We start from the raw sequence: 21,485 nt of genomic DNA, 5'->3' as shown, positions 1-21,485 counted from the left end.
AACGTTTTCTGGGTTTGTTGAAATTTGGCCCAATCGAATTGCATGCGAAATTTGTCTGGCGGTGGTATTGCCGTCACCCGCGGGTGTCGCGGCCACCCTTTGGCACCGCGGCCTGGCCCTCCGGTTCCTCCGGCACCCTTCACACCTGTGGCGCCGGGGTGCTGTTGTGTCGGCTCGCTCGATATCTGCCTCGCGTTCGGTACAAAATTCTCCCTACTCGGCCTCTTGGTGGTGAGAACGGTACAAAACTCTCCCTGCATGCAGAAAAAGCGCCAAATTGAGCCATTTCGGGCGAGCGGGGAGAGTTTTGTACCGCACATGCGGCGTGAGGGGGTGTGCTGGGAGAGTTTTGTACCGGTAGTAGGGCCGTGCGGCTCGTGCTGGGAGAGTTTTGTACCGGAAAGGCGGTGAGGGCGGGTGTGCTGGGAGAGTTTTGTACCGGAGGGGCCCGGCGCGTTTGTTGTTGGGTGAATAATGTCGTGCTCTGGCCTAGTCCTCGTGCCAGTTGCGGGGCTATGGCAGCGCCCTGGCGCTGCTCATGGGCTCCGTGGCCAGGCTGTGCCGCGCTCTTTGTTCTGGGGCTGTGGTGTTGGGCGAGTTTTGTCGCGCCAACCGGTACTGCGTCGGTCTTGTAGGCGACGCGGCAGCCTCCAGGCCAGTGACCGGTGGGGGTTTTGCACTACACGAAGCCTTCTGACGCCGTGTCGCCGGCGTGTCGGACCCCCGTGTCGTGCAATTCCCCCCGATTGGCGGCGGCGCGGCCGTGGTTTGCCGTGGTGTGGCGCTCAAATCGCAGACCACCTCGGTGAAAAACACTGAAAACGGGCTGCTAGTGGTGAAGTGGTCTGCGTTTTGGGTGCAACGGTGTCTGTCGTGGTGTGTTGGTCGCACGCAAGCCCGCTATTGCGAGTGCTAACCCGCTCTATCGCACGGAAACCCGCTATTGAGAGTGTGGGCGGGGCTGCCCAGGCGCGTATTAGGGGGCCCACGTGCGCATTGAAGGGCCGGGGCCACCACCTATCGGACCCGGGTGCACCCAAGCGAGCGTACTCTGGCGAGGTCCGGGCGGGTGCGACGGTCGCCACGCCCGTGCACACGCAAGCGAGTGGGCAGGAACACTCCCCGAGCGCGCAAGCACAAGCATAATCTCGCCAGAGACCGGCCAGGACCGATTAGAAGTGTCATCAATTCGCAGTTGCGGTGCATGAAGACGACGCGCGGCAGACCTGTGACAACGCTCCGAAGCCATGCCATATGGTCGAAGTCCTACTAAAAGCTCGTCAATCTTTGGCATACTGAGGGGCGGAAATAATCCGCCACGACAGGAGCTGTCTGTGCCTGAGCAAAATGTCCCCACTGCAACTGAGCAGGCTGCTGCAACTGAGCAGGCCCCGGCCTCGTCGGAGGCTGCCAGCAAACCCAGCCTGGGCCGTGTGATCGCCGCGTGGGCGGTGCACGCGTTCACTATCTCCGGACTCGCGTGGGCGACGCTCGCGCTCTTCGCGATGCTCGACAACAACATCCCGATGATGTGGCTGTGGTTCGCCATCGCGCTCATCGTGGACGGCGTCGACGGCACGCTGGCCCGTAAGGTCGGCGTTCGTCAGGTGATCCCCTGGTTCGACGGCGGCGTCGTCGACAATCTCGTCGACTATCTGACGTGGACGTTCCTGCCGGCCCTGTTCATGGCGATGTACCTGCCGTTTGGCCCGAAGCCGGTACCGGTCATCATGATGGTGGTCATCATCGTGTCTTCCGTGTTCTGCTACGCGAACGACGGGGAGAAGTCGAATGACAACTACTTCGTGGGCTTCCCGGCGGCATGGAACTGTGTTGCAATTGTCATGTACGTGCTTCAGACTCCCGCGTGGGTGAATATTGCGGCGACGATCTTCCTGGCGATCATGACGCTGGTTCCGCTGCATTACACGCACCCGGCGCGTGTGAAGCGCTTCCAGATCCCTAACATCATCGGTGCGGCCGCGTGGATTGTCGCGTGCGCGTACATGGTTGTCGTCTACCCGGTGCAGCCTCTGTGGGCGCTGATTCTCTTCTGGGTGGGCGGCGGATGGTTCATGATCGCGGGCTTCATTCGCACGGCGACCGGCGAGGACAAGTAATCTCCTCGTCACCAACGAATACGAACGTCCCCCGGGCCTCGCGCTCGGGGGACGTTTGTTGTAGGTGGAGCGTACGTGGGACGTTGTTGCGCAGGTCGGGTTCGTCGTAGCCGCGGGGACGAGGCCGGGACGGCTCGCGCGGTGACCGCTCAGTCGTGGGGTTGATGGGGAACGTGCGGTGCCCAAGGGACGAGGCCGGGGCAGCCTGTGTTGTAAATGCTCGCAATGCGGTGGCTGTGCCGGTGTGGTGAGCACTGGAAGGCATGGTGGCCGTGAGTATGTGGCGCGCTTGTAGTGTCCGGCGTCACCTGCCCCCAAAATTTCGCATGCAATTCGTTTGGGTGAAAGTTCAATAACGTCTGAAAACGTTGCAATTCTGCCGATGTGAATTCATATGTTGAAATAGCTCGAGGGGAATTGCATGCGAAACTGCGGGGTGTCGCGCCGTCAGCCCTCTGACAAGTCGCACGTAATTCCTCCAGGACCTCATTCACTGACAGCTCGAAAACCGCGGAATATCAACGATCTGATTTCAAAATCTGCAATATCCTCAGGGGAATTACGTGCGAAATTAATGCGGACTGGTTTCGAGACGCGGTATTGAACGCAGTGAGTTCGCCTGGTCTCGCGGCCAGGCTGGTGCTGGCGGTCCGGGTCTTCGGCGTAGGAATATCAGTGGGACCGGCCGCAGCTTCCGTTGCTGACACTGGCGGCCGTGGCCTCGGGTGCCAGGAGCACCAGCGGGCGGCGGTTGGGCGACGGTCGGGCTATCTCCCTGGGGGTAAACGCGCATCCGGATAGGTAACGAACATCCGGATAGCTTAATAACCTATCCGGATGTGCATAACCTATCCGCGTGCGCATAACCTATCCGGATGATGCGCCGACGGTGGGGCTGTGGGGCCTGGCTGCGCCGCACACGCGCGTATCAAGCTATCCGCCCGGCGGAATCGTCAAGCAACCTGCCCTGCGGAATCGTCAAGCAACCTGCCCGGCGGAATCGTCAAGCAACCTGCCCGGCGGAATCGTCAAGCAACCCGCCCCGTGCAAACAGCGAGCCCGGCTCGCGCGAGCTGGGCAGCCGCCGCCGGCGGCGCATCAACTGTGCGCTTGCTCCGCGAGGCCCTTCTTGACGGCGCGGTCGCGCCGGTAGCGGAAGACTTCGAGGAAGATCCCGCCGAAGAAGATGAAGGCGATAGCGGTCCAGACGCCGGGTGGAGCGTGGCGCCCGTACATGAGGAAGTACACGTAGGGGGCGAGGAAGGTGACGGCCGCGGTGGCCGCGCCGACGATGCGGTGCCAGAGTTTTTGCCCGGCGACCATTTCGATGAGGCCCCACGTGTAGGGGATAGCGGTGATCATGTCGATGGCCCACAGGATGCGCCAGTCGCCCCGGAAGTGCGGCACGTACATGACGGGGACCGCGCGGGCCATGGAATACACGAGGACGACGACGTACGCGATAAATTTGGGGTTGCGGCACAGCTTGAGGAAGCCGGCGCGTTCGATGATGGAGGCGCCGACGGCTCGCGAGGCGTGAGTTGCGTGCGAGGAGGTTGTCAGCGTGTCGAGTCCTGCCATGGCGACGCGCATGAACTCGCGCTGCTCGTCGCTGCCGGATGCCCAGCGTTCGAGGAGTTCGAGGGGGGACATGGCGACGGGCGTGTAGCCGTCGCGTGCCATTCCGGCCTCGTGGATGATGTCGGCGCCGAGGGCGTCGCGCAGCCGCGGGAGGTCGCGTGTGGGGATGTCGGCGATCCACAGGCGTACGCGGCGTTGAATGGCGTCGTGGAGTTCGTGGGAGAGGGCGTGTCCGGCGGCGGAGTGGGGCGAGAAGCCTTCGGCGGCGATGTCTGAGAGTGAGCCGGGAACTTCGACGATGCGGGTGGTGAGGTCTCCGGCGCGGTCAACGCCGGAGATGGCGATGATGGTGGCAGCGTCCCATTGGTAGCTGCGCGCGATCTCGAGGTCGAGGATCGAACGCAGCGTGATCAGGGAAGCGGTGTCACTCACGTGGGGCCTCTCGTTGGAAGTTGGACACAACCATTGTGCCTGACAAAGTGGTCGGAATGCACGCCCGGGGCGGGTGTGGTCGCGCCGCGTAGAATCGGGGTATGGCGAAACGACGGATTGACCCGGGTGAGGGGATGGTGGCGCTGCGCTCGTGGCGGGACGCGGTGGAGCGCGGCGAGGAGCCGTCGCGTGCGGTCGTGTTGACGGCGGTCCGCTTCACTCTCGAGGAGCTTGGCGTCTTGCATCCGGGGCGCTCGGTCGAGGTGCGTGTGCCTCCCGCGGGCGCGGTGCAGATCCTGCCGGGGACGACTCACCGGCGTGGCACTCCGCCCGCCGTCGTGGAGACCGATGCGCGCACGTGGTTGTCGCTCGCGTGCGGTCTCCTCACGTGGGACGAGGCCGTGGCTGGGTCTGCGGTGAGCGCTTCGGGTGAGCGCACGGACCTGGGGCCCTTCCTGCCGCTCGTGTGAGCAACAGGGCAGGGGACGAGGCAGGGGCCCCGGTGTGCGGGGCTCAGGCCTCGAGCTGGGGAACGCCGAAGCGCGCCTCGAGCTTGGGGGCGAGCCACTTTTGGGAGCCCTTGTAGGCATAGCGCTGGGCGACGGCCGCGATGGCGGCGGAGGAGGCCGCGAAGAGGACCAGCGAGGCCATGGTGACGTCGTCGGCGTCCTCGGCGGGGATCGGTCGGCCGGTTGCGATCTTCCAGCCGGCTTCGAAGAGCTTGGAGGCGGCGAAGGCCGCTCCGGCGATGACGACGGTCGTGGCGACCTTTTCGATGGTGGCTGAGTCCATGGTTGCCTCCTGGCGTGGGGGTGGTTGTCCCTTCGCGCGTGCGCGTGCTTCCATGATGCCCCACGCGGGGCGCTTGCGCGAGGGCCACGGGCGTGCTGCCCTATGCTTGAACGGTAGTGTCCCCGTCAGAAGGATTCCTCATGGCTCGCGCCCGCTCTGTTTTTGCGTTGTCGGCCCTCGCCGTTGTGGCCACGTCGGTGGCGGCCTGTTCGCCGTCCGTGTCTTCGAGCGCCCCCCGGGATCCTTTCGCGTCCCCGATTGTGCCGGGTCAGAGCGCTCGCGCGTCGTCAAGCGCGACCGGGCATGGGACGATCGACGCGCCGACACCGCGCAGCGGCTCGGGCACGGTAACGGTCGCTCTGGTGGGCGGCGCACAGCTGCCGATGGAGACGGCTCAGGAGTTTACGAAGGCGACGGGTTTCACGGTTGCGGCTGTGCCGGTGGACGGCGTGGGTGAGCTGGCGGAGACGAATGCGGATGTTGCCCTGGGGCTTGATGGCGCGGACGCGCTGCAGGCGAGCGCGTCGGGTGCGATTGCGGCCGTGGCGCCTGCGGATACGGTGACGCTGTCGGGTACGGCGGTGGAGGGCGCGGCCGCTGCCGTCGCCTACGGCCGCGATGACGTGTGCGTGATCGCCGACAAGTCGTGGATGAGCGCCAATGGGCGCACGCTGCCGACTTCGTTTGGCGATCTGACCTCGCCGCGCATCCGCGCGCTGCTCGCGATTCCGGACCCGGCCTCGTCGTCGGTGGGGCGCGCGTTCGTGCAGGAGGCGGCGTCGCAGACGGGCGAGGGCTTGGGGGCGTTCGCGCAGTCTCTGAACCCGCGCGTGGATCCGTCGCTGGGTGCGACGGTGAGCGCGTGGACGGCCGGTGCGCACGTGTCCGAAGGGTATTTGTCCGAGGTCGTGGGTGCCTCCGCTGGAAAATCGGGCGCGTACCCGCTGGTCGTGGCACCACGCTCGCTGGCGGCTGCGGCTGCGACGAACACGGGTGCGGATTCCTACGGCACGCCGATCTCGTCGACCTGCATTGCCCGCATCATGTACGCGGCGGCGACGGGTTCGTCGGCTTCTGACGGCGCGGAGTCGTTGATCGCCTGGCTGCAGGGGGAGAGCGCTCAGCGTTCCCTGGCGACGACGGGTGCCGCGTATCCGATCGACGGTGCGCTCGCGGCCGATACGAAGGCCGGTTGGCTGATGGGCATCACGGGCGAGGCGGTTGTCGCTGATGAGACGGTCGGATCCCTGGATGCGCTCGACGCCTGGCTGGCGACGTGGTCCTCGGCGCTGGCCGCACCTGCACCCACCCCCTCGCAGACTCCCGCCGCCGACGCGGGGACCGATCCGAGTACGCCCAACGCAGGGGACGAGCAGGGCGCAGGGCAGGATCAGGCACCCTCGGATGAGACGGGGGGCACCGATCCGGGCGACGAGGAGTAGCCCCGCCGCGCCCCACGAGTCGAGTCAGCTTCGCAGCATTGCGGGGCTGACTTTGCATTCCTCCCCGATGCGCATGGGGGCGATGAGGCCCCTGTCGCGCAGCTCGAGGAGGCGCGGCACGGTGCGCTCGACGACCTTCCACGGGTCGATCGTGTTGAGGTAGATGCGCGTGCCGCCCTCGAAGCCCGCCAGGGTCGAGATGCGCCACTTGAGCAGGATGCGCCAGCGCATGGGCGTCGAGACGGTGGGCGGGCGGTGGTACCACTCTTCGTTCGCGGGCACCTCGACGCCCGTCGCGGCGTGCGCGGCGTGCAGGATGTCGGAGATGCCTCGCATGGCCTCGGGGCTGACTTCCCACGGGTTTGCGGCCTGTCCGAGGGGCCAGATCGCAATGCCGGGGAAGCGGTGTCCGAAACCAGCCAGGGCGACGGCGTGCTCGTTCTGGGCGATGAGGAGCTTGCGCGTGGCGGCGACGGTGAAGATCTGGTCGTAGATGTCGGGCTGGGCGCGCAGGCGCTCCAACTCGGCCTCGGTCTGCACGGACAGGTCGTCGATGGCGACGAGCTGCTTGTGCAGGTGGTCGAAGGAGGCACCGGCGGGACGCAGCCAGTTCTGGAAGGTGGCGACGTAGCGCACGGCAGGGTCGAGGTCGTATAGGTCGCGCATCGAGCGGGCCGTGTAGGCCGTGTACTGCGCGTGCTCCTCGGGGGTGAGGGTGCCCGAACCGGCCAGCTGGTGGGCCTCGGTGGCCCCGTCGACGTAGTGGCGCCTGCCGATGATGAGGTCGTGGCCGCCGGAGAAGAATCCGTTGGCGGCCTGCAGGCGCGCGGTTTCGCTGGTGGCCGCGAACTCGCCCTCGCTCATGCCCGAGGCCAGCATGCGGGCGCGCACGACGTTCATGACGTGCTCGTAGCCCGCGTCCGAGGCCAGGTAGTGGGCCATGCGGCGTCGGTCCTCCTCGGAGGGGACGTGACCGTGGTTGAGGTGCCAGTAGTTGTAGGAGACGATCTCGAACAGGTTCGGGATGCGTCGAAACTCGGCAACCGTGTCCGTCAGCTGATCCGCGCCCAGGGCGTCCAGCTGTTCCCAGGTCCCGTCCTCGTGGCGCACGAGGCGTGACTTCTCGGGAGGGGTTTCGAGGTAGCGTCCCGAGCAGAACGCGCAGTGGTGCCCGTCGGCCTCGTGGCAGATGGGGTTGTGGTCCGCGTGCGGGGCGCTCAGGGGTCGGTTGCCGCGGCCCGGAACGGTCCACACCTCGGTGCCCGTGAGGAGGTTTTGCTGTTTGACGGTGCCGTCGGCCAGCCGGACGATGGCGCGGTCGGCGCGCGTGAGCTTGGAAGCCATACCTGTATCGTACCCGTCCTCAGAGCCGGTCCATCGTGGTGGGATGCGACCCCGTGCGTCCCGCTTCGCCTTCGTCGAGCGCGTCGATGCGGGCGCGCTGTTCGGGGCTCAGCGAGAAGGAGAAGAGGTCGAAGTTGGTGGTCATGCGCGCTGGGCTCAGCGTCTTGGGGAAGACGACGTGGCCGCGGTCGAGGGCCCAGCGCAGGGCGACCTGGGCGGCGCTCACGCCGAGCTGGGACCCGATCTCGATGAGCGTCGCCTCGGTGACGGCACGCCCGCGCGCGAGCGGGGACCAGGCCTCGAACACCATGCCGAGCCCCTGCGCGTAATCGCGCAGCGCGGCGTTGGGCAGGAAGGGGTGGGCTTCGACCTGGAGGACGTGCGGGGGAAACGTGGCGACGTCTCGGACGGCCTCGACGTGCTCGCGCTCGTAGTTGGACAGGCCGATCGCTCGCGCGCCGCCGCCGGTGAAGGCGTCTTCGAGCGCGGGCCAGGGCAGCGCGACGTCGCCCCCGTAGAGGGTGGGCAGCGGCCAGTGCACGAGGAGGAGGTCGACGTAGTCGGTGCGCAGGTCCTCGAGGGAGCGCTCGATCGAGGCGGCGGCCCGCTCGGGCTCGTGGTTCGAGTTGTCGACCTTCGTGGTGACGAACAGGTCCTGGCGGGCGATGCCCGAGGCCTCGAGTGCCGCCCCGACCTCGGCCTCGTTGCCGTACATCTGGGCGGTGTCGATGTGGCGGTACCCGACCTCGAGGGCGCGGCTCACCGCGTCGTACGCGTCCTCGGGTGCGACCTTGTAGGTGCCGAAACCCAGCACGGGGATGGGCATGCCCGTCGGGAGGGTGAGGGTCGGAATCGGGGACGAGGCCGGGGCGGGGCCTGCGGGTGGCGGGGTGTTCATCGGTGAATCCTCCTAGTCGCCACCAGTGTAGCCTCCCGGGTAGGGGCCGGTCGCGGTCGGCGCTCGCGCTGGCGGTCGGTGTGCCGTAGCGTTGTCCTCGTTTCGGTGCCGCGCAGGTGCCCGTTCGAGAGCGCAGGAGAAATCATGATCAATGCATGCGAGACGGAGGAAGGCGTCGTCTTCGATATGAGCGGGCTGGAGTGCGACGCCCTGCGCTCGTACGCCGATGGGCTCATCGTCGACCCCGCGCATCCTTTCGTTGAGCTGCTGCGCAGCCAGGGCCTCGTCGTCGGCGATACTCCTGTCCCGCACCTCGCCGCGGTCTTCGAGGGGTTCGCGCAGGCGACGAAGGTGCTGACCGCCTGGGTCGTCGCTCCGGCCGGATGTCGCCGCGTCACCTTCTTCGTCGGCCCGCGCTCCGCCGTCGTATCGCGGTGCGACGAAGGGGGACTGTATGCGGATGAGCATGACATGCTGTCGGTGTGGACGATCGATGTTGCGCAGCTGAGGGAGACCTTCCTCGAGCTCAGCGCCTTGGGTGAGCCGTCGGGAGAGGGGATTGTGTCGACGGCGGTGCCGGAGGTGCTCTTTAGTGCGCTCGAACGGGGCGACGTGACGGAGATCCTTGTGGAGGTGCCCAAGGTTGCTCGCGAGATCGCCGAGGTGATCGATACCGAGGTTGACGAGGCGACGGCATCCTTCTGGGCGGACGTTGCGGACGAGGCGTGGGCGGGGCTCGCTGTGCGGGTCGTTGATGCGGTGTCGTACCCGGATCTGTCGGGCGAGAGCTGGCGTTTGCTCGCCACCAGCGAGGATGTGTGCGAGGTGCTGGCGGGCGTGGAGTTCGCCGAGCTGTACCCCGACGAGGTGCCCTTGCTGGCGGATAAGGATGGCGAATTCTGGGCGGCTGTCGCGTCGTCGTCGCCGGAGGTGCTCTGGGAAGATGTCGAGGACGTCCTCGCCGAGTAGGTCCTCGCGTGAGCGATAGATCTCAAAATTTGAGACTGTCGGGTGACAAATAATTTCTGTCCCCATGGTCAGAGCGCCCTGTGGGGCGGTTTTATCCGGTTTTGGACGAGGTGCGTCTCGAGTTTGGAGGGCTCTAACTGTTCGACTGTCGCTTCGTTGGAATATCACTGAAAAACTTGAAAAAGGTGTCTGCAATGTGGTTGGCACTTTTATTGGTGTCACGGTCGGTTTCCTCGATATTCCCCGTCATTTCGCGAACCCCTGTCTAACCAGCCGGTAGGGTTTTTGTTAGGTAACCCACCGCCGATTCCCCGCTCTAACAACGATTTTGGCGTACGATAGATACTGTTCAACCACGATCGTCTACACGTCCAGACAACGAACGGAGAGTTATGTCGGTTCGCAATGCCCTGCTGGCACTTGTTGCGCAGCAGCCCGCCGGTGTCTACCGCCTGAAGCAGATGTTCGAGGAGCAGACGTGCGGAGCATGGCCGCTGAACATCGGCCAGGTCTACCAGACGATGCAGCGCCTCGAGCGCGACGGCCAGGTCATCTCTCACGCTGAGACCAATGCGGGCCGTGATTCCGAGGTCTTTGAGCTGACTGATGTCGGTCGTGAAGTCCTCGCCGCCTGGTGGTCCACCCCTGTTCCTCGCGAACATCCCGAACGTGATGAGCTTGTGATGAAGCTCGCTGTGGCCGCCGCCGACCCCACGGTCGACGTTGAGGCCATGATCCAGACTCAGCGTCGCTCGACCCTGGGCTCGCTGCGCGATGTGACCCGCCTGAAGGCTTCGGCCGATGAGGGCGAGCTCGCGTGGAAGCTCATCCTTGAGCGTCACATCTTCGACCTCGAGGCCGAGCTCAACTGGCTCGACCACATTGAGTCCGGTGCGGTCTCCGAGGCCGCGCGTCGTGCCGCCTTCGCCGCTGCGAAGGGCCGCTCGATGAACTGGGCCCAGGCCGAGGCTGGCATTTCGGAGCGTGCCGGGGTGCGATGAGCCAGCCTGTGCCGCTACCGATCAGGATGGCGGGTGTCGGACATGAGTTCGGCGCTGACGGCGTCCGAGTGAGAGCGCTCGACGGGATCGACCTTGAGGTCGCACCCGGCGAGCTTCTCGCTGTTATGGGTCCCTCCGGTTCCGGTAAGTCGACGCTGCTGTCGATTGCCGGTGGCCTGGAGCGTCCGACCCGCGGGCATGTCTATATCAACGGGGTTGACCTGGCGGCCCTGGATAGCGTTCATCGTGCCGAGGTTCGTCGTCGGTCGATTGGATACGTCTTCCAGGATTACAACCTGATCCCCTCGCTGTCGGCCCTCGAGAACGTTGAGATGCCGCTGCAGCTCGATGGTGTGAGTCCCTCCAAGGTGCGCGAGGCCGCGATGGCCGCGCTGGAGGAGGTGGGCGTTGCGGACCTGGCGGATCGTTTCCCGGAGCTCCTGTCCGGTGGCCAGCGCCAGCGCGTCGCAATCGCCCGCGGACTCGTGGGTAACCGCTCGGTCATTCTTGCTGATGAACCGACGGGTGCGCTCGATTCTCACACTGGTGAACAGATCATGTTGGTGTTGCGTGATCACATTGATGCCGGTGCAGCCGGTATCCTCGTGACTCATGAGGCCAGAATGGCCGCATGGGCAGATCGGACTGTCTTCCTGCGCGACGGTCGCATTGTCGACCGATCGAGGGGGGATTCGCTGAAGGATCTGCTGGCAGACACTGCACCAAGGATCTGATGAACCGACTCAGCACACGGATGAGGCGATGGGGAGTAGTACTCCGCATCGCCTCTCGTGATGCGCGCCAAAGCCTGGGCCGTACGGCCACGGCGGTCTTCTTGATCTCCCTGCCGATCATCATTGCGATCGCGGCGATCACCTTCTGGGACGTCACGACCTCGCAGCGTTACCAGGCCTCGTCGTGGCTCGGCCACCGCAGCGACGTCCAGGCGGTGACGCTGCACCGGTCGTCGACGGCCATCGAGCAGGACTTCACCGCGGACCGCCTGTCGAAGACGGCCTCGAGCGACGAGGTCTCGGTGTCGATGGACACCCTCGACAGCTGGCTGCCCGAGGGCGATCAGCTGGTCGCCGTCGATACGCTCTACCAGCTGCGTCTGGAAACGGCGGATGGCACGGGCTTCACGGTCGACAACGGCACGCAAACGGCCTCGCTGGAGGCGCCGCGCGTGAATGCGGGTGGTAAGAGCGGGCCCTTGGCCGCTGGCCATGCCGTCATTTCCGAGGACGTGGCCCGGGCCCTGTCGGTGAGCGTCGGCGACTCGGTGAACCTGTCCCTGACGATTGCGAAGGAACGAGCGACTCAATCCCTGAAGGGTAACGTCGTGATCGACTCCATCATTGGGGGTTCCGAACGCGCGATTATCGGCGATGGGACGCTTCCGATTGACCGCCTCGCGGTCGCGGGGCGCACCCAGACTGCCTGGTTCGTGACGGGACCGACGCCGGTGTCGTGGGAAAAGATCCGCGAGCTGAACGCGTCCGGTTTCTCGGTCCTGTCCCGTCAGGTGCTGGCAAACCCGCCCGATGCCTCGGCCCTGCCCTCGCAGATCGCCCAGTACGAGGTCCCCCAAAGCACTCGGAGCGCCAACCCGTGGCAGTACCTGCTGCTCGTTGCCGGTATTCTCCTGATCCTCACGGAGATGATCCTGCTCATCTCGCCGCTGTACACCGTCGCTCAGCGCTCGGTCATGCGCACGGCCGCGATGATTGTTGCGAACGGTGGTGACCGCACCGACGGCCGTCGGCTCACGATCGCCCACGGCGTGATCATCGGCCTCTACTCTGCTGTGTTTTCCGCGGCCTTCTCAGCGGCCGCGATGGTGGGAATCGGCATGTGGTCGGGCCTGGGCATCGGCATCGTCCCGTGGTGGCCCCTCGCGCTGTCCGTGCTCCTGCCGGTACTCCTGTCGCTCATGGCGTCGGTGTCACCGGCCCACACGACGTCGCATATTGACACCTCCGCCGTTATCGGCGGTCGCGTGTGGGAGCCGTCGCGCCTCGTGCGTCGACGCATGATCTACCCGTTGGCGCTTCTGGCGGGTCTGCCGCTCCTCGGTGTCGCCGCCTGGTTCGGCTCGGTATTGGCCCTCGTCGTCGGTATCGGCCTGCTGGAGGCGGGCCTGATCGGCTCGATCCCCTACATCTTTACCCGGTGGCGCGTTCCCAACGGTCGCGCGTCGATGAGCATGCGCCTGGCGCTGCGCGACGCCGTTCGCAACGGCCACCGCACCTTCCCGGCCATGGCCTCGATCCTGACGACGGTGTTCGTGGCGTGCGGCCTGCTCATCACCCTGTCTTCCTCGAACGAGGCCGGCTGGAACTCGCGCCCGCACGTGGGGCAGCGGGGTCAGGTCTTCGTGTCGACGGTTGACCGCACGGATTCGGTCAAGCGCTCGCGTGACCTCATGAAGTCGGCTGTCGAAGCGGTCGACGGCCAGCGCGGCGTCACCTCGCAGGCGACGCTGAACGGCTTGGCGTGGAATAGCGGCCCGGGTGGCCCGACCACGATGGTCGAGGCGGTGCACCCGTACAACAATTCGACGTTCACGATGTCGACGAACATGGGCACCATGACGGAACTGGACGTGGCGTACATGGTTGATGACGGCACGTATCTGCGTCAGGCTGGGTACTTCAGCAACGAGGACGACATGGTGCGTGCGATCGCTACCTTGAACGCCGGCGGCGTCCTCATTCCCGACCCGGACTACATCGATGGCGCGGGCCAGGTGACGCTGCGGAGCCTCGACATGAGTGCCATCGCGGAGGCGAAGGCGGCGGGAGCGTCGGACGATAACCTGCCGGACGCCAAGGTGACGACCGTCCAGACCTTCGTTGCCTCGCCCCTGACTCGCGTCAACGTCATCGTGCTGTCGCCGACTGCGGCGTCCTACCTCGGACTCCAGGTGCGGCCTCTGGGCGAGCTCCTCACCGTCGATCATCCGGTGAGCCCCGTCGATGCTCCGTCGTTCCAGGCGACGATTGCGCGCCAGGTGCCCGGCGCCTCGGCCCAGGTGATCGTGCCGACGATGCGCTCCCTTGTCTTGCCCTACGTCGCGGCGCTTATCGCGGTTGTTGCCGCGGCCGCCACGGTCGCTCTCGTTGTGGCGCTGTCGGCCTCGGACATGCGCCCTGACCTCGATACGCTCGATGCGATCGGTGCTGCCCCCGCGATGCGTCGCCACGTGACGACCTGGCAGGGCGTTGTCCTCGCCCTGAATGCGATCCCGACGGCGGTCCTCGCCGGCCTCGTCGTCGGCGTTCTTGCCGTCATCACGTTCGCTCGCTCCCGCATCTTCCCGACCCTGACCACGCTGTGGCCGGTCGTGCCGTGGGGTGCGCTCCTGGGCATGCTCATCGGCATGCCGATCCTGTGCGCGCTCGTCGCGATCGTCCTGACGCCCCGCCACCAGAAGCGTCTGCGTCGCATCAACTAGGGGACGCCGATGAGTGAGACCCCCGACGACGTCGCGATCCCCGCCGGTGCCCTCGCCTCGTCCTCCGTGCGCGTGGATACCTGGCTGTGGGCGACCCGCCAGCTGAAATCCCGCTCCCAGGCGACGGCTGCCGTGCGCGCCGGGCACGTGCGCGTGAACGGGGAGCCCGTCAAAGCGGCCTACAAGGTGCGTGTCGGCGACGAGGTCCGCCTGCGCATTGAGGGCTTCGACCGCGTCCTTGGGGTCGTCCTGCTGCTCGCGAAGCGCGTCTCCTACCCGCAGGCGCGCACTGCTTACGATGACCGCACGCCCGAGCGCCCGCGCGTGCACATTCCCGTCGCGATGCGTGAGAGGGGCAGTGGGCGCCCGACCAAGAAGGAGCGTCGCGAGCTCGATAGGCTGCGCGGCTACGATTCCCACGAGCACTACTGAGCTCAAAGACGAGGCCGGGGCAGGCTTCGTCGGTGCGCGCATGCGGGTCGTTCACGGCTGAGTCGCGTCCGGGGTCGGGATGACGACCCTTGGCTGCGGGTACACAAACCCCGCCGCCCACGCAGGGCGACGGGGTAAGCGCGATCAGGAATACCGTGTCACTCGTTCGGGAAGAACGACTTCACGTCAACCTTGTAGTACTCGCCCCAGGTGGGGTCGTAGGGGACTGTAAATTGTGTCTTGCCCGTGCCGGAGCGGTCGACGTCGACGGTTGCGACCTCGCCGAGGTCGTGCCCCTTGGACGTGAGCTTACTGCTCGTCGTCTGCATGCTCATTTGGAGCGTGACTGTCGTGGAGGAGAACGACGCGAGATCTTTCTTGATCGTGTCGTTTGCCGTTACGGTCGCGGTGCACGTGATCTTCGTGCTCGATGCATTAATGGTGCACTGGCTGGTGGTGTCGAAAGCCCCGTTGGGATCGTTGTTAGTAACGAGGTCAGTAATGGTGACCTTCTTCTGGCACTGCTGATCGACAGCGTTCTGAGCCGTCTCGCTCACGCCGAGGTAGAGGTCACGTAACTCGTCGAACTTCGCGACGTTCTCGGGTGTGATCTGTGCGCACCAGTAGGAGGCGAGCTCCTGACCGGCCTGCTCTCGAGTCGCCTGGGCCTCGTCGCGCATGTTGGCCGCGGACTTGGTGGTCATCGCAGTCGCAACAAGCATGGCGATCGTCAAGACCGCGAGGAGCGCTGCGACGATGAAGGCGACGCGGTTGAAGATGGACAGGCCCTTGCTCTTACCGGGCTTCGCGGGTGCCACAGGGGCAGTGGTGGCTGCGGTGGTGTTCGGGTCACTCACTGGATTGCCTCCTGCACCTTCTGGAGCTCACTCTTTGCATCATCGAGGATGGACTGAGAATTCGCGACGTCCTCCCTGGCCTTGCCGTGCATACCGGTCGCAATGATGCTCGATCCTAGGAAGAGCACGACGAGGAGCGAGGCGATGACGGCGAGGGCGATCTGTCCGCCGGTGGCCTTGGTGGCGGGCGCCTGAGCCACGGGGGTGAACTGCGCCGTAGTGTTGGCGGGCTGCGGGACGGCCTGAGCGGCGGTGGCGGCGGCTGTCTCGCTGGTGGCCGCGGCATCGCCTGCGGCGTTCGGGGTTACGGAATCCGTGGCGGCGTTGGCGGCGGGTGCGGCCTGGAAGCGGTCGGTCCACTGCGCGCCGTCCCACCAGCGCAGCTGGCCGGTTCCTGCAGGGTCTGCGTACCAGCCCTGGACGGGGTTACTCACGAGGAGGCTCCTTTCACTGTTTCCCCTACAGTCTAGGGGAGCATCAATTTTATTGATCCGGTCAGTGATCGGCCTCACGTGATTCTCAGAGGTTGGTCGGCCACCAGGAGGTCATGGTGAACCCGCACTCGGTCTTGTCGCTCATCGCCGGGTCGTAGGGGACGGAGATTGTGAACGTAGCGGGGGTTCCCGGCGTGAGCGTCACGGTCGTGCTCCCCTGGTAGGGCGACGAGGGGTTCAGGGTCGTGCCCTTGTCAAGGGTGTAGCCGGAAATCGTCAGTTCGAGCGGCCCGAGCGAGGAGATGGGGCTCGCGGAGTTCAGGGTGATGGTGCCGTTGATCGTCGTGGTCACCTGGTCGGTCGTGCACTCGGGGATGCCGGGGCTGAAGGCGGTGTCGGCCCCGGCGCGCTGCGCGTTAGCGAGAGTCTCCTTGGGGGCGCACTCCTGGTGAATGGCGTCCTTGACGGCCTGCGTCGCCGAATCGTAGGTCTTGATGGCGTTGCGGATCGACGCGGCGGTGTCGCGGGTGACGGAATCGCACCACGCCTTGGCGTCCTTGTGGACGTTGGCGGCGTCGAGGCGGGTCTTCGCGTCGGTGATCTGCTGGTCGACCGCGGCCTTCTCGGATTGCGCCTGCTCGGCCTGCGCCTCGTAGCTGGACGCAGAATGCGAACGCCAGACGTTGATGCCGCCGACGACGGCGGACAGGATGATGAAGATGACCGCGAGGGTGGCTCCGGCGACGGTCGCTGCACGCAGTGGTGCGGGTGCGCTCACTTGTTGGCCTCCTCGATCTGGCGGTTAATGTCCGCGAGCGTGGACTGCGCGGTGTCGAGCTCCTGTTGCGCGGTTTCGGCGCGGCTCTTCGCGTCATCGTGGATGCGACCGCTGGCGCCCAGATAGGACCACGCGAGAACGAGGACCGCGATAAAGACGGCGACGAGCGCCCAGGAGGCAACGCAGCCGAGTGTCCACTTGAGGGTGCCCGAACGCTTCGGGGTCTCTTGGGAGGGCTCGGATTCGTCGGGCATCGGGATCGGGGCGGCGCCTGCCTCGTCCATCGACGAGGCAGGGGTGGCCTCCCACGCCGACGTCTCCTCGGGGGAGGGGGCGGGTACGGAGTCCTCCCAATACGAGGGTTCCTCGGGGGAGGGAATCGGCGCGACCTCGGCAGCTTCCTGAGTCGGCACGTTCGCCGCTACCTGCTCCTGCTGAGCGTAGTACGGGGCCTCGTCGTAGGCGGGGGTCGCCTCGGCGGTCTCAGACTGCGCGGGGGTCGCCTCGGCGGTCTCAGACTGCGCGGGGGTCGCCTCGTAGGGTTCGACGTACTGCGTCCATGCGTGACCGTCCCACCAGCGCAGCTGCGCGGCACCGGTCGGGTCGGCGTACCAGCCTTCCGCGGGTTCGCTCATCGTGGTTCTCTTTCCCGTGTCGTGTCAAAACCGAGGGTACGGTCAGGAAGTCTAGTCGCCGCAGGGATGGTGGGCAACTATCTGCTCAGACCCCGCTGGGCCAGATGCTGACAGCGCGGACGATGCAGGATCCCGAGTCGAAGGAGGGCAACGGCACAGTCGATGTCAGCGAGGCTGATCCGCCCGCGGGGACGGTGACCGTCTGCTTGTCCGAGGGCTGATAGCCCTTGATGGTAGAGCCGGGGACGAGGTAGAACTCGACGCCGACGTCGTACGCCGAGAGGCCCGCCAGGTTCGTTCCGGTAACGGATACGGATCCGGTGATTGTCGCCGAGGATGCCCCCGCCGAGCAGGTGGGGGTGTCTGGCTTGACCATGTCCTGCGATGCGTCTTTTGCGTACGCCTCGATAAAGTCCTTTTTCTTCGGGCAAATCTTGCCGATGGCTTCGTGGCGTGTCGCCGTCAGGCTCTTGTATTCTCGCGCCTTTGCGTCAAGTGAGTCGAAATCTGCATTCGCGCTCGTCAGACCGTCACACCACGCCTGAGCTTCCTTCTTGTTTGTCGCCTCGGTGATCTTGGTGCGGGTCGTCGCCGTCTCGGTTTCCGTTTCCTTGGCCTGATCACGCAGGGACTGGGCGTCGCTCTGCGCTTGCCGGGCGGCCTGATGGGTGGAACGCGCACCGAGTCCCAGGACAACCGAGAGGATCAGAAAGAGGATGGCGAGGCAGGCGCCGATGATCGTCAGAATTTTCATGCCGCTGCGGGACCCTGAAGCCTGTGGCGTGGGTGCCTGCGCGGGGGTGGGAACGTAACTCACTTCTCTAACTCCTCAAGTTCCTTCTGGGCCTCATCAAGCTCCTTTTGTGCCTGGTCGAGCTGGCTCTGAGCGTCGTCACGTTCGCTGACCGCGGGTGCGAGCTCCGCACGTGCGTGGCTGTAGGAGGTGCCCGCGATGATTGCCGTCACAACGAAAACGACGACGGCCACCCACGCTGCGACTGTCGCGATCTTCCAGCGTGAGGAGGTCGTAGAGTCCTTGGTCTGTCCGGCCTTCTTATCCCGCGCGTCCTTCTGTGGCTGGTCGAACCTGGGTTCGGAGCCGTAAGGATTCGAGGAGACGGTCGGCGCCTGCTTGTTGGACGGCAGGTGAGGGCCCTTCTGGGCGTTCGCCTGCTGCGCGCCCTGCTGGGGGAAGCCCTGCTGCTGCGCGCCTTGCTGTGGGAATCCCTGCTGGGGGAAGCCCTGCTGTGGTGCGCCCTGCTGCTGCGGGCGGCCCTGCTGCTGCGCGCCTTGCTGTGGGAATCCCTGTTGCTGCGGGAAATTCTGCGGTGCGCCCTGTTGGGGTCCACCCTGCTGCGGGAAGCTCTGCTGAGGCATGCCCTGCTGAGGCATTGCTTGGTGTTGCGTGGGCATCGGCTGGTACTGCTCGGTCCACATGCCACCGTTCCACCAGCGCAGGCGGGGAGAGCCTGCGGGGTCTGGGTACCATCCGGGTGCTGGTTGAGACATGACCGTCCTTTCAGTTTCTGGCACCAGTGTAACCAATCCGTGAGGTTCATAACGCAGGTAATGTGACAGTCGGCGGGAACCGCCGGGGGAGCGACAGGTACTCTGAAAGCTATGGCCTCTCTATTCACGTCTTCACCCCTGCTCGCACTGTTTGTCGTTGTTGCGTTGGGTGCGGCGATTGGGGCCATTCGGATCGGCCCGCTGCGCTTCGGTGCGGCCGGCGCGCTCTTCGTGGGCCTCATCGTTTCGGCGCTGCACCCCGAGGTCGTGAGCACGCACATGTCGATCGTCCAGCCGATGGGACTGGCCTTCTTCGTGTATTGCGTCGGCATTTCCGCGGGCGCGACCTTCTTCCAGGATCTGCGTAAGCAGACGAACCTCCTCGCGCTGACGACGATCGTGTGTATCGTCGGCGCGGCTATTGCCCTGACGGGTGGTCGCCTCCTCGGCCTGCCCGCCGGTCTCACCTCGGGCCTGTTCACGGGTGCCCTCACGGCCGCACCCGCCCTCGATACGGCCACCCGCCTGACGGGGGACGCAAACGCGGCGGTTGGCTACGCCTTCGGTTACCCGGTCGGCGTCATCGGCGGCATTCTCATCGTGACCATCACGGTGACGAGGAAATGGCTGGGGCCCAAGGACACCCCCTCCCTGGCGGGTGCGTCCCTCGAGGCCGTCAGCGTGCACGTGACCAAGCAGATCAACACCCGCGATATCGATGCGTGGCGCGAGCAGCGCGTGCGCCTGTCCTACCTGCGACGCGACGGTCGCACGAGGGTGATCGCCCCGGGCGAGGACCTGCTGCCCGGTGACCACGTCGTCATGGTCGGTGATCCAGCGTCGATCAAGGACACGGCGCCCCTCGTCGGCGAAATCCTCGACCACAACCTCGAGGACGACCGCTCCGACCTGGCGTTTGAGCGCATCGTCGTCTCCAACCCCGATGTCGCCGGCCGCAGCGTCTCCGAACTCAACGTCACCAAGCGCTTCGGTGCCGTCATCACGCGCGTGCGCCGAGGCGACCTGGACCTCCTGGCCCGCGACGACCTCGACCTCCAGCTCGGCGACCACGTCGCGGTCGTCGTCCCGACGGAGGAGCTCGACGATATCGCGGAGTGGCTCGGCGACTCCGAGCGCCGCGTCGCCGAGGTCGACGGCATGGCCTTCGGTATTGGCCTCGTCTTGGGTCTGCTTCTGGGCATCGTGTCCTTCCCACTGCCGGGCGGGCAGGGCTTCCAGCTGGGTGCCGCCGCCGGCCCGCTGATCGTCGGCATGCTGCTCGGCGCGCTGCGCCGCACCGGCCCGCTCGTGTGGACCCTGCCCGCCGCCGCGAACCTGACGATCCGCCAGATCGGCCTCATGCTCTTCCTCGCAGCGCTCGGCCTGAACGCAGGCCCGCAGTTCGCGAGCCTGCTCGGCAGCCCCGACGGCTGGCGTGCCGCCCTCCTCGCCGCCGTCATGGTGGTCGTGTGCTGCGCCCTCCAGGCGATCGGCGCGAAGTTCATTGGCCTGTCGGCGCCTCGTGCCGCCGGTGGCGTCGCGGGCTTCCTCGGCCAGCCGGCCGTCCTGCAGGCCGCCGACGCCCGCGTGACCGACGAGCGCATCGAGGCCGCCTACGCGACCCTCTTCGCCTTCGCGATCATCGTCAAGATCCTGCTCCTGCCGATCATTACGTCCTTCCTGTGAGCGCCGTAGACTAGGGCCATGGCTACCCCCGACTTCGTCCTCGAGCTGCGCCGACACGTCGGCCACGCGCCCCTGTGGATGCCCGGCACGACCGTCGTCATCCTGTGCCCCGCCCCGGGATGCGCGCCCATCGACTGGGAACGTCCCATCGCGCCCGAGGCTGTCGACATCCTGTGCGTGCGCCGCTCCGATAACGGCGCCTGGACCCCCGTGACCGGCATCGTCGACCCGGGTGAGGAGCCCGCCGTCGCGGCCGCCCGCGAGGCGCTCGAGGAAGCCGACGTGCGCATCGAGGTGCGCCGCCTCCTCTCCGTCGAGGTCGTCGGCCCCGTCACCTATGACAACGGAGATGTCACCACCTACCTGGACGTCGCCTTCGCAGCGCAGTGGGTGAGCGGCGACCCCAACCCCGCCGACGGCGAAAACAGCGAGACCGCGTTCTTCCGCGGCGACCAGCTCCCGCCCATGAACGACCGCTTCCGCCGCGCCGTCGCCAAGGCGCTGAGCGCCCGCCCCGAGGCCGACTTCCTCACCGCCTGAGGCCGCGTGACCTGCGGGCGTGCCCCGGCCTCGTCCCTGAGCGCGCGGAATTACTTGTCTTTGTGTCAAACCCCTTGCGGGACTGAAGTCCTAGTGGTGAAATAGGGGCATGGATACACCTAGCAAGATCGCATACTCCGTCACCGCCGACTCCACGGGCGGCCGCGCCGGCACCTCCTCCGTCCCCGCGCTCGGCATCACCCACATCATGCGCGCCCCCAAGGAACTGGGCGGCCCTGGCGACGGTGCCAACCCCGAAGCCCTCTTCGCCATGGGCTACGGCGCCTGCTTCCAGGGTGCCATGGGCCTGGCCGCCAAGGAAATGGGCATCGACACCACCGATTCCGTCGTGCGCACCACGATCGGACTGGGCCCAGAGGGCGACTCCTTCGCCCTGACCGCCGACATCAAGGTGTTCATCCCCGGTGCCCCGCTCGACCGCGCTCAGGCCCTCGCCGACCGCGCCCACGAGCTGTGCCCCTACTCCAAGGCCACGCGCGGCAACGTGCCCGTCACTGTCACCGCCGTTGCATCCTTCTGAGGACGCCCGATAGACGAAAAGAACCCCGGCCTCGTCG

At 66.1% G+C, this 21,485-nt stretch carries 21 protein-coding genes; 11 read left to right on the top strand and 10 right to left on the bottom strand.

The genetic code is table 11. The features are described from left to right. Window positions 1-1,334 precede the first annotated feature (1,334 nt). The gene (locus O3656_RS07905; RefSeq protein WP_500063430.1) at window positions 1,335-2,120 is read left to right on the top strand and encodes a CDP-alcohol phosphatidyltransferase family protein; all 786 of its coding nucleotides are present in this window, start codon (window positions 1,335-1,337) and stop codon (window positions 2,118-2,120) included. A 1,098-nt stretch (window positions 2,121-3,218) separates the two neighbouring features. Here the strand turns inward: O3656_RS07905 and O3656_RS07900 are convergent. Then, complete coding sequence (locus O3656_RS07900) at window positions 3,219-4,133, bottom strand: P-II family nitrogen regulator (protein ID WP_500063429.1); 915 nt, start codon at window positions 4,131-4,133, stop codon at window positions 3,219-3,221. A 101-nt stretch (window positions 4,134-4,234) separates the two neighbouring features. On the opposite strand from O3656_RS07900, the gene O3656_RS07895 reads away from it, so the two are divergent. Next, a complete protein-coding gene (locus tag O3656_RS07895) occupies window positions 4,235-4,603 on the top strand; it encodes a sterol carrier family protein (protein WP_500063427.1) in 369 nt (122 codons plus the stop codon). A gap of 43 nt (window positions 4,604-4,646) precedes the next feature. Here O3656_RS07895 and O3656_RS07890 read toward each other — a convergent pair whose 3' ends face one another. Further along, entirely contained in the window at window positions 4,647-4,925 is a 279-nt protein-coding gene (locus O3656_RS07890; protein WP_500063426.1) for a DUF4235 domain-containing protein, read from the bottom strand. Between the two features lie 140 nt (window positions 4,926-5,065). On the opposite strand from O3656_RS07890, the gene O3656_RS07885 reads away from it, so the two are divergent. Next, the gene (locus O3656_RS07885) at window positions 5,066-6,367 is read left to right on the top strand and encodes a hypothetical protein (protein WP_500063425.1); all 1,302 of its coding nucleotides are present in this window, start codon (window positions 5,066-5,068) and stop codon (window positions 6,365-6,367) included. A gap of 24 nt (window positions 6,368-6,391) precedes the next feature. Here the strand turns inward: O3656_RS07885 and O3656_RS07880 are convergent, their stop codons facing one another. Continuing rightward, window positions 6,392-7,711, bottom strand: a complete 1,320-nt coding sequence (locus O3656_RS07880; RefSeq protein ID WP_500063424.1) for a DUF4921 family protein — start codon at window positions 7,709-7,711, stop codon at window positions 6,392-6,394. A 19-nt stretch (window positions 7,712-7,730) separates the two neighbouring features. Next, the gene (locus O3656_RS07875; RefSeq protein ID WP_500063422.1) at window positions 7,731-8,609 is read right to left on the bottom strand and encodes an aldo/keto reductase; all 879 of its coding nucleotides are present in this window, start codon (window positions 8,607-8,609) and stop codon (window positions 7,731-7,733) included. Window positions 8,610-8,753: 144 nt separating this feature from the next. On the opposite strand from O3656_RS07875, the gene O3656_RS07870 reads away from it, so the two are divergent. The 5 genes from O3656_RS07870 to O3656_RS07850 all read left to right on the top strand — a co-directional run bounded on the left by O3656_RS07870 (window position 8,754) and on the right by O3656_RS07850 (window position 14,468). Further along, window positions 8,754-9,578 (top strand): hypothetical protein, encoded by an 825-nt coding sequence (locus O3656_RS07870; protein ID WP_500063421.1) that lies wholly within the window; start codon window positions 8,754-8,756, stop codon window positions 9,576-9,578. A gap of 392 nt (window positions 9,579-9,970) precedes the next feature. Further along, window positions 9,971-10,579: a PadR family transcriptional regulator gene (locus O3656_RS07865; RefSeq protein WP_500063420.1), complete on the top strand. Its 609-nt coding sequence runs from the start codon at window positions 9,971-9,973 to the stop codon at window positions 10,577-10,579. After that, window positions 10,576-11,313, top strand: a complete 738-nt coding sequence (locus O3656_RS07860; RefSeq protein ID WP_016460460.1) for an ABC transporter ATP-binding protein — start codon at window positions 10,576-10,578, stop codon at window positions 11,311-11,313. Before O3656_RS07865 ends, O3656_RS07860 begins: the two co-directional genes overlap by 4 nt. A 20-nt stretch (window positions 11,314-11,333) precedes the next feature. Further along, window positions 11,334-14,036: an ABC transporter permease gene (locus O3656_RS07855; RefSeq protein WP_500063455.1), complete on the top strand. Its 2,703-nt coding sequence runs from the start codon at window positions 11,334-11,336 to the stop codon at window positions 14,034-14,036. Between the two features lie 9 nt (window positions 14,037-14,045). Further along, window positions 14,046-14,468 carry an RNA-binding S4 domain-containing protein gene (locus O3656_RS07850; RefSeq protein WP_500063418.1) on the top strand — a complete coding sequence of 141 codons (423 nt, stop codon included), beginning with the start codon at window positions 14,046-14,048 and terminating at the stop codon, window positions 14,466-14,468. 158 nt (window positions 14,469-14,626) lie between these two features. Here O3656_RS07850 and O3656_RS07845 read toward each other — a convergent pair whose 3' ends face one another. The 6 genes from O3656_RS07845 to O3656_RS07820 form a co-directional block, all read right to left on the bottom strand. Continuing rightward, a complete protein-coding gene (locus tag O3656_RS07845) occupies window positions 14,627-15,325 on the bottom strand; it encodes a hypothetical protein (protein ID WP_500063417.1) in 699 nt (232 codons plus the stop codon). Continuing rightward, a complete protein-coding gene (locus tag O3656_RS07840; protein ID WP_500063416.1) occupies window positions 15,322-15,759 on the bottom strand; it encodes a DUF2510 domain-containing protein in 438 nt (145 codons plus the stop codon). The genes O3656_RS07845 and O3656_RS07840 overlap by 4 nt, the downstream gene beginning before the upstream one ends. An 85-nt stretch (window positions 15,760-15,844) precedes the next feature. Next, entirely contained in the window at window positions 15,845-16,537 is a 693-nt protein-coding gene (locus O3656_RS07835) for a hypothetical protein (RefSeq protein WP_500063415.1), read from the bottom strand. Further along, window positions 16,534-17,172 carry a DUF2510 domain-containing protein gene (locus O3656_RS07830; RefSeq protein WP_500063413.1) on the bottom strand — a complete coding sequence of 213 codons (639 nt, stop codon included), beginning with the start codon at window positions 17,170-17,172 and terminating at the stop codon, window positions 16,534-16,536. Before O3656_RS07830 ends, O3656_RS07835 begins: the two co-directional genes overlap by 4 nt. An 85-nt stretch (window positions 17,173-17,257) precedes the next feature. Continuing rightward, window positions 17,258-17,989: a hypothetical protein gene (locus O3656_RS07825; protein WP_500063412.1), complete on the bottom strand. Its 732-nt coding sequence runs from the start codon at window positions 17,987-17,989 to the stop codon at window positions 17,258-17,260. Further along, window positions 17,986-18,681 carry a DUF2510 domain-containing protein gene (locus O3656_RS07820; RefSeq protein ID WP_500063410.1) on the bottom strand — a complete coding sequence of 232 codons (696 nt, stop codon included), beginning with the start codon at window positions 18,679-18,681 and terminating at the stop codon, window positions 17,986-17,988. The genes O3656_RS07825 and O3656_RS07820 overlap by 4 nt, the downstream gene beginning before the upstream one ends. Window positions 18,682-18,792: 111 nt before the next feature. Between O3656_RS07820 and O3656_RS07815 the strand changes: the two genes are divergently transcribed. The 3 genes from O3656_RS07815 to O3656_RS07805 all read left to right on the top strand — a co-directional run bounded on the left by O3656_RS07815 (window position 18,793) and on the right by O3656_RS07805 (window position 21,448). Beyond that, a complete protein-coding gene (locus O3656_RS07815; protein WP_500063408.1) occupies window positions 18,793-20,367 on the top strand; it encodes an aspartate:alanine exchanger family transporter in 1,575 nt (524 codons plus the stop codon). A gap of 18 nt (window positions 20,368-20,385) precedes the next feature. Continuing rightward, a complete protein-coding gene (locus O3656_RS07810; RefSeq protein ID WP_500063406.1) occupies window positions 20,386-20,907 on the top strand; it encodes an NUDIX domain-containing protein in 522 nt (173 codons plus the stop codon). A gap of 109 nt (window positions 20,908-21,016) precedes the next feature. Then, window positions 21,017-21,448, top strand: coding sequence for an Ohr family peroxiredoxin (locus O3656_RS07805; RefSeq protein ID WP_500063405.1), 432 nt, complete (start codon window positions 21,017-21,019; stop codon window positions 21,446-21,448). Window positions 21,449-21,485: the final 37 nt, after the last annotated feature.

The organism is Pauljensenia sp. 27098_8_83, from assembly GCF_041432695.1.
Lineage (GTDB): Bacteria > Actinomycetota > Actinomycetes > Actinomycetales > Actinomycetaceae > Pauljensenia.
The sequence above is the reverse complement of the archived record's forward strand: the minus strand, read 5'-3'. Positions and strand labels throughout refer to the sequence as shown.